Consider the following 6,741-nt stretch of genomic DNA (forward strand, 5'->3'; position numbering starts at 1 on the left):
CGGCGGGAAAGCAAGGTTCGGCTCACGTGTTCGCTCCCTGATTTGATCTTGTTTTCAGGGAGCGTAGGGGACCGCAGGGCGGTCCGGCAAGCGAGGAGTTAAGCGGCGACTTGGCGCAGCGGGCCGATGGTTAGTTGAAGCTCAAGAGCTTGAACAGCGGCGTCAGGTAGCTGAGCTCCTGGCCCGAGGTCGGCGTGGTGCGGCTGACGAAGTCGAAGATCTTGCCGTCCTGCAGGCCGTAATTGGCGATGCGGCGGACGGTGCGGTTCTTGTCGAAATAAACGGCGATCACGCGCTGGTCGACCACCCGCTGGTTCATGAAGGCGACTGGGCGCTCGGTGCGCTGGGAGATGTAATAGAACACCTCGCCGTCCAGCGTGGCCACCGTCGACGGCGTGCCCATCACGATCAGCACCTGGTCCTGGCTCGCGCCGATCGGGATCTGCTCGAGCGCGCCCTGCGGCAGGATGTAGCCCTTCTGGAATTGCTCGCCGGTGCAGGCGGCAAGCAGCGCGCAGACGAGGCCGATGGCCGCCGCGGCGCGGCAGCGTGCTAGCACACCGCGTGAGAAGGACACGCGTGGGCTGGTCTTGTTGGCTTCGGTCATCGGCGGAACTGATCCGTCCCCTTGCGTCGCGCGAGGCGTTGACGTACCGGGCACGGCTGAGGATTGCAACAGAAGCGGGCGCTTTGGGCCCGCGGGCGGAACCCACAATGCTTTGGCCGTTCAATCAATTCAAGAAACCCCGGCTACTCCCGAGCGGCACCATTGAGACCATCTATGGCATGATCGTGACGCAGGCGCGAGAACCGGTGTTTTACCGACAGTTGGCCGTCGCAGACACGGTTAACGGCCGATTCGACCTGCTCTTGATGCATTTGTGGCTGGTGCTGCGGCGCCTGAGGGCAGCGGAGGGCGAATCAGGCCTGTCGCAGGCGCTGTTCGACCGCTTCTGCGAGGACATGGACGACAATCTGCGCGAAATGGGGGTTGGCGACCTCACCGTGCCGAAACGGATGAAGGCGTTCGGCGAGGCCTTCTACGGCCGTTCCGTGGCCTACGACCTTGCGCTCATCGATGGCCATGAGGCGCTGGCAAACGCATTCTGCAAGAATATCTTTGATGGCAAGGACATCGAGAAGGCGCGGCAGCTTGCGACCTATGCCGAGCAGGTAGCGGCCGTGCTGGACCAGCTCGACGCGGCGACCCTGTCGGGCGGATCGTGGAAGTTTCCAGTGCCGGAGCAGGTGGGCGCGGCCCAATGAAAGATACCGAGACAGAGAGGCCGCTTCCTCCGCGCGATCCTTCGCGTGACCCTTGGCGCGCGCTGGTCGCGGTGGCGCAGGTGCCGGAAACCGGCCTGCACCGCGACATCGAGGCCGATCCGCGCCAGCGCCAGGCATTGGCCGATATCGCGAGCCTGCGCGAGGTGCTTTCGGCTGAGGCGTCGTTCGACGTCACGCCGAAGAGCGGCGGCCGCTTCCATGTCGTGGGCTCCGTGCGCGGCCGCGTCGGACAGACCTGTGTGGTGACGCTCGAGGAGATCGAGAACGAGATCGACGAGGAGATCGACCTGATCTTCGCCCCGCCGGAGCAGATCCCGCGGATGGCCGCGCTGGCCGAGGAGGCCGAACGCAGCGAAGCTGAGATACCCGACCCGCCGGAGCCGATCGAGAACGGCATGATCGATCTCGGCCGGCTCGCCACCGACGCGCTGTTCCTCGCGATTGATCCCTATCCGCGCAAGGCGGATGCCGTGTTCGAGCCGGTGGTCGAGGCCGCCGATCCCAAGGACCACCCGTTTGCCGCGCTGAAAGCGCTGCAGGCCGCGCCGAAAACCCCCGGTGGGAACAAGCCGAAAGGGAAATCCAACGGGAAATAGGCTCCGGTTAAAGTGGATTATGAGAGCGAACCATCGCGCGAAGTCGATCCGTTGCGTTCTCATAAATCTGAGATAAGATATTGAATAATTTGAAATATCCTCCGTCGACGCCTCCGCGTTCCTGCAACCCTGAGCCGGCCGGCAAAGCATGGTGAAGAGGTTGTGTCAGAATGGGGACAGGTTATTGTCGCGGCCCAGCCGGGCGCGCCGTTGCCTCCGGCCGTACATCGCTTGTCGCGATGGACATCGCTGACCGCGACAGACATCGCTGACCGCGATAGACATCGCTGATGGCGGTGGCTTTCAAACGGGTGGCTGGTCTGCTTCAAGGCCGCCGAGAGCAGGTTTCCGGGACGTTCATGCCTAAAAAGGTTCGAATCGCGCTTGACGCCATGGGTGGCGATGACGGCGCATCGGTCGTCGTCCCCGGCGCCGCCATCTCGTTGAGCCGGCATCCTGACACCGAATTCCTGCTGTTTGGCGACAGCAAGCTGATCGAGCCGGAGTTGGCGGCGCATCCCGCCTTGAAGGCGGCCTCGCGCGTGATCCACACCGACGTCGCGATCAGCAACGATGAGAAGCCGAGTCAGGCGCTCAGGCGCGGCCGCAAGACGTCCTCGATGTGGCTTGCGATCGACGCGGTGAAACAGGGCGAGGCCGATGTCGCGATCTCCGCCGGCAACACCGGTGCGCTGATGGCGATGGCGCGCTTCAATCTGCGCATGCTGCCGGAAATCGACCGCCCGGCGATCACGGGGCTTTGGCCGACCGTGCGGGGCGACGCCATCGTGCTCGACCTCGGGGCGACCATCGGCGGCGACGCGCACCACCTGGTGGCGCTGGCCTTGATGGGCAGCGCGATGGCAAGCGTGCGGTTCAATGTGGAGCGGCCGACCGTGGGGCTGCTCAATATCGGCCGCGAAGAGATGAAGGGACATGAGGAGATCCGCGAGGCCGCGGAGCTGTTGCGGGCGATGAACCTGCCGCAACTGAATTATATCGGCTTCGTCGAGAGCGACGGCATCGGCAAAGGCGTCGCCGATGTGGTCGTCACGGAGGGATATGCCGGCAACATCGCGCTGAAGGCGGCCGAGGGCACCGCGCGGCAGATGGAGGGTTTCCTGCGCAACGCCCTGTCCCAGACCTGGCCCAGGCGGATCGGCTATCTTCTAGCCCGCGGCGCCTTCCGGGCGCTGCGCGACAAGATGGACCCCAACAAGTCCAACGGCGGGGTGCTCCTGGGTCTGAAGGGTTTGGTCGTAAAAAGTCACGGCGGAACGAGCGCCGAAGGCTTTGCCTATGCCGTCGATGTTGGCTATGAGATGGCCCACTACGATCTCCTCACCAAGATCAATCAGATGCTCAACCGCGACGGCAGCGCGCTGGCCTCAGCGCAGACCGCGCAGGAGGCTGTCTCGTGACTGCGATACGATCGGTCGTGCTCGGCTGCGGCTCTTATCTGCCGGAGCGGGTCCTGACCAATGCCGAGCTGGCGACCCGCGTCGATACATCAGACGAGTGGATCGTGCAGCGCACCGGCATTAGGGAGCGGCACATCGCCGCCGAAGGGGAGTTCACCTCCCATCTCGGCATCAACGCCGCGCGCGCGGCGCTGGCGAACGCCGGCCTCGATGCTGAGGATATCGACCTGATCGTGCTCGCGACCTCGACGCCGGACAATACGTTTCCCGCAACCGCGGTCGCGGTGCAGAACGGGCTCGGCATCACCCATGGCGCAGCCTTCGACCTGCAGGCGGTGTGCTCCGGCTTCGTCTTCGCGCTGGCGACCGCCGACAATTTCCTGCGCACCGGCGCCTACAAGCGGGCGCTGGTGATCGGTGCCGAGACCTTCTCGCGCATCCTCGACTGGAGCGACCGCGGCACCTGCGTGCTGTTCGGCGACGGCGCCGGCGCGGTGGTGCTGGAAGCGCAGGAGCAGCCGGGCAAATCGTCCGACCGCGGCGTGCTGACCACGCATCTGCGCTCTGACGGCCGCCACAAGTCGAAGTTGTTCGTCGACGGCGGCCCGGGATCGACGCAGACGGTCGGCCATCTCAGGATGGAAGGCCGCGAGGTGTTCAAGCACGCGGTCGGCATGATCACCGACGTGATCGTCGACGCTTTCAACGCCACCGGCACCAGCGCCGAGGACATCGACTGGTTCATCCCGCATCAGGCCAACAAGCGGATCATCGATGCTTCGGCGCACAAGCTTCATATTGCACCGCAGAAGGTGGTGCTGACGGTCGATCGCCACGGCAACACTTCGGCGGCATCGATTCCCCTGGCGCTATCGGTCGCGGTGAAGGATGGACGCGTGAAGAAAGGCGACCTCGTGCTGTTCGAAGCGATGGGCGGCGGCTTCACCTGGGGCTCGGCGCTCGTTCGCTGGTGAAGCGTGCAATCAGAAAAGACACATCCCTGACGATTTTTGGCAGGCTGCTGCATTATCGCCACTGTTGACCATTGCCTGCTAACCCTCTAATTTCAGGGGACAAATTTTGTTCGCCGAGAGTGCGGGGCAGGCGATGACCGGAACCGGTAAAACAGTCACACGAGTCGATTTGTGCGAGGCGGTCTACCAGAAGGTGGGATTGTCGCGCACGGAATCCTCGGCGTTTGTCGAACTCGTCTTGAAGGAAATCACCGATTGCCTGGAAAAGGGCGAAACGGTGAAGCTGTCGTCCTTCGGCTCCTTCATGGTGCGCAAGAAAGGCCAGCGCATCGGACGCAATCCGAAGACCGGCACCGAAGTGCCGATCTCGCCGCGGCGGGTGATGGTATTCAAGCCGTCGGCGATCCTGAAGCAGCGGATCAACGGCCACCACGGTTCGACCAACGGCGAAGACAAGAGCGGATAATTCCTTCTTGGGCGTGATGGCGTTTCTTCGAATCGTCATCCCGCGCTATCGTTGTTTGAGCGTGATCTCGGCGCAAGCGCTTGGCGTTGTCACGAGCGCGTTTGTGCGGATCGTACTCCAGGAGAAGGAGCGGGCAGTTGGAGAAGGCGCCCGATGCATTCCGTACCATCAGCGAGGTCGCCGACGAGCTCGACATCCCCCAGCACGTGTTGCGTTTCTGGGAGACGCGGTTCGCGCAGATCAAGCCGATGAAGCGTAGCGGCGGCCGCCGCTACTATCGCCCTGACGACGTCGACCTGCTCAAGGGCATCCGCCGCCTGCTGTATGGCGAGGGCTATACGATCCGCGGCGTGCAGCGGATCCTGAAGGAGCACGGCATCAAGTCGGTCCAGGCGATCTCCGACCAGAGCGCGGCGATCTCCTTTGGCGCCGTCGAGGAGGCGATCGGGCAGAGCCTGCGGGAATCCGACGAGGAGGAGGAGACCGCCGGCCACGATAACGATGCCGAGGACGAGGAATTTGATGACGGCAACGCCATCGAGATCGACTACCGCTTCGTCGACCCCGACGAGGACGGCATTCTCGCCCCGTTCAAGGGGCGGCAACCCCCGGCCGCCCAGCCCACGGCGGCAGCCGCACCCGCCCGCGGCATCCCCGCCGCCGACCGCGAACGCCTGCAGCGCGCGCTCCAGGACCTGATCGGTTGCCGGGAGATGCTGGATTCGGCAATGAAGGACGGCGAAGGCCGGTAAGTCGCGCGGCCGGACCGTCTAGGAGATGGCCGCCGGATGAACCGGCTCGCGATGAATCTCGCGACCGGACTCGCTGACGACCACGATCGCAAGGTCCGGCTCAGCGGGAGCCTCTTTTCGGAAATGTGCGGCGAGCGTCTTGCTGTATTCGATAGCTTCGGCGTCCGATGAAAACTGCTTCCCGATCCGGTCGCGGATCGGAACACCGTCCTTCCGGTCGAAATAGAAGGTCTGCACGTTGGTTTGCCTCTGATTTTTGTGGCGCAGGCGGGTTGGCGGAAAGGCACACCAAGGCTATGGCGCCGACGGGAACTTTGGCTTGATCTGCCTCAATCTGGGCTGACCGGCTCGAACCGAGCGGGTTTTGGCCGCGGCCATTGCTGCGAGAACCGCGCGAGGGACCGGGCTTGGCGAGCACCATCCGATCGCGCCTTGCGCGAAGCCCTGATCGCAGCTAATGGAACGGGATCGGAGCGTGGCGCAGCCCGGTTAGCGCACTAGTCTGGGAGACTAGGGGTCGAAGGTTCAAATCCTTTCGCTCCGACCAATACTTAGCCGGATTTCCTGATATCTGAAATTACGCCGGGGTAACGGATCGGGTAACGTGATGGCGCCTTTGCTGGAACTGCCTGACCCGGAACGCGGCAGCCAAATATTCGAATTGATTTTCGGCAGGCACGGACGCCGCGGATTCAGAGCTGTCCTGCTAATTTTGCCACCGCTTGGCGTTATCGCCGCAATTTTGCTCCTGATTGAGAAGATCAGCGGCTCCCTTACGTCGATCGGTCTGTCAATTCCCAACATAACATCCCATTCACCTAGAGCATGTCTGCATCTGCGTCGACACGAACCCTCCCCAGCTTCCCGTTACCCCGGGTGATTCGTCACTGAAGTGGTTTTCGCCAGGGGCGGTCATCCGGATGACCAATCATTGCTCTATCAATATTGTCGTGGTTTTGCTCACCGATAGTGATGACTCGGCGACATCGATATCGAATTCTACCGCGGTGCCTGGGCGATCGTTCGCGACCGAAACGTTGGCTCCTAACGACTGGTTGAGCGCTGATGTGGGCGATCGCTATCAATATGGATATTGGGTGGACGGTTGCCCCAAGGCGAGTGTGATTGCCGAGCAGAGCAGACGACCTCTGCGCGCGCTAGAGCGGGATGAAATTAGATTGAATCGATTGAGGATTCCCAAATCAGATCGGTTCTGATTCAACATGCTGGCTGGGAAGGAGGCCA

General features: G+C 62.9%; 8 protein-coding genes and 1 tRNA gene. 7 read left to right on the forward strand and 2 right to left on the reverse strand.

Annotated features, from left to right (window positions below; genetic code table 11):
- Positions 1-130: 130 nt before the first annotated feature.
- A complete protein-coding gene (locus CWO89_RS38925; protein WP_028162881.1) occupies positions 131-607 on the reverse strand; it encodes an outer membrane protein assembly factor BamE in 477 nt (158 codons plus the stop codon).
- A gap of 107 nt (positions 608-714) precedes the next feature.
- Here CWO89_RS38925 and CWO89_RS38930 point away from each other — a divergent pair, with 107 nt between their 5' ends.
- From CWO89_RS38930 to CWO89_RS38955, 6 genes are all read left to right on the forward strand, one after another.
- Entirely contained in the window at positions 715-1,266 is a 552-nt protein-coding gene (locus tag CWO89_RS38930) for a ubiquinol-cytochrome C chaperone family protein (RefSeq protein ID WP_130583626.1), read from the forward strand.
- Positions 1,263-1,883 carry a YceD family protein gene (locus tag CWO89_RS38935; protein WP_130583627.1) on the forward strand — a complete coding sequence of 207 codons (621 nt, stop codon included), beginning with the start codon at positions 1,263-1,265 and terminating at the stop codon, positions 1,881-1,883. Before CWO89_RS38930 ends, CWO89_RS38935 begins: the two co-directional genes overlap by 4 nt.
- Positions 1,884-2,242: 359 nt before the next feature.
- On the forward strand, positions 2,243-3,304 hold the full coding sequence (gene plsX / locus CWO89_RS38940) for a phosphate acyltransferase PlsX (RefSeq protein WP_130583628.1): 1,062 nt from the start codon (positions 2,243-2,245) through the stop codon (positions 3,302-3,304).
- Positions 3,301-4,278, forward strand: coding sequence for a beta-ketoacyl-ACP synthase III (locus CWO89_RS38945; RefSeq protein ID WP_130583629.1), 978 nt, complete (start codon positions 3,301-3,303; stop codon positions 4,276-4,278). The genes plsX and CWO89_RS38945 overlap by 4 nt, the downstream gene beginning before the upstream one ends.
- A 133-nt stretch (positions 4,279-4,411) precedes the next feature.
- A complete protein-coding gene (locus CWO89_RS38950; RefSeq protein WP_130583630.1) occupies positions 4,412-4,744 on the forward strand; it encodes an integration host factor subunit alpha in 333 nt (110 codons plus the stop codon).
- 137 nt (positions 4,745-4,881) lie between these two features.
- Positions 4,882-5,496, forward strand: coding sequence for a MerR family transcriptional regulator (locus CWO89_RS38955; RefSeq protein ID WP_130583631.1), 615 nt, complete (start codon positions 4,882-4,884; stop codon positions 5,494-5,496).
- A gap of 18 nt (positions 5,497-5,514) precedes the next feature.
- On the opposite strand, the gene CWO89_RS38960 is transcribed toward CWO89_RS38955, so the two are convergent.
- On the reverse strand, positions 5,515-5,733 hold the full coding sequence (locus CWO89_RS38960; protein ID WP_130583632.1) for a DUF6894 family protein: 219 nt from the start codon (positions 5,731-5,733) through the stop codon (positions 5,515-5,517).
- A 232-nt stretch (positions 5,734-5,965) separates the two neighbouring features.
- Here CWO89_RS38960 and CWO89_RS38965 point away from each other — a divergent pair.
- Positions 5,966-6,043, forward strand: a tRNA-Pro gene (locus tag CWO89_RS38965).
- Positions 6,044-6,741: the final 698 nt, after the last annotated feature.

This window comes from Bradyrhizobium sp. Leo170, assembly GCF_004296405.1.
In the GTDB taxonomy this organism is placed as follows: Bacteria; Pseudomonadota; Alphaproteobacteria; order Rhizobiales; family Xanthobacteraceae; genus Bradyrhizobium.

What these genes read in the sequence shown, in the direction of transcription:
- CWO89_RS38925 (WP_028162881.1), bottom strand. Translation starts at nt 607, where the DNA reads ATGACCGAAGCCAACAAGACCAGCCCACGCGTGTCCTTCTCACGCGGT.
- CWO89_RS38930 (WP_130583626.1), top strand. Translation starts at nt 715, where the DNA reads ATGCTTTGGCCGTTCAATCAATTCAAGAAACCCCGGCTACTCCCGAGC.
- CWO89_RS38935 (WP_130583627.1), top strand. Translation starts at nt 1,263, where the DNA reads ATGAAAGATACCGAGACAGAGAGGCCGCTTCCTCCGCGCGATCCTTCG.
- plsX (WP_130583628.1), top strand. Translation starts at nt 2,243, where the DNA reads ATGCCTAAAAAGGTTCGAATCGCGCTTGACGCCATGGGTGGCGATGAC.
- CWO89_RS38950 (WP_130583630.1), top strand. Translation starts at nt 4,412, where the DNA reads ATGACCGGAACCGGTAAAACAGTCACACGAGTCGATTTGTGCGAGGCG.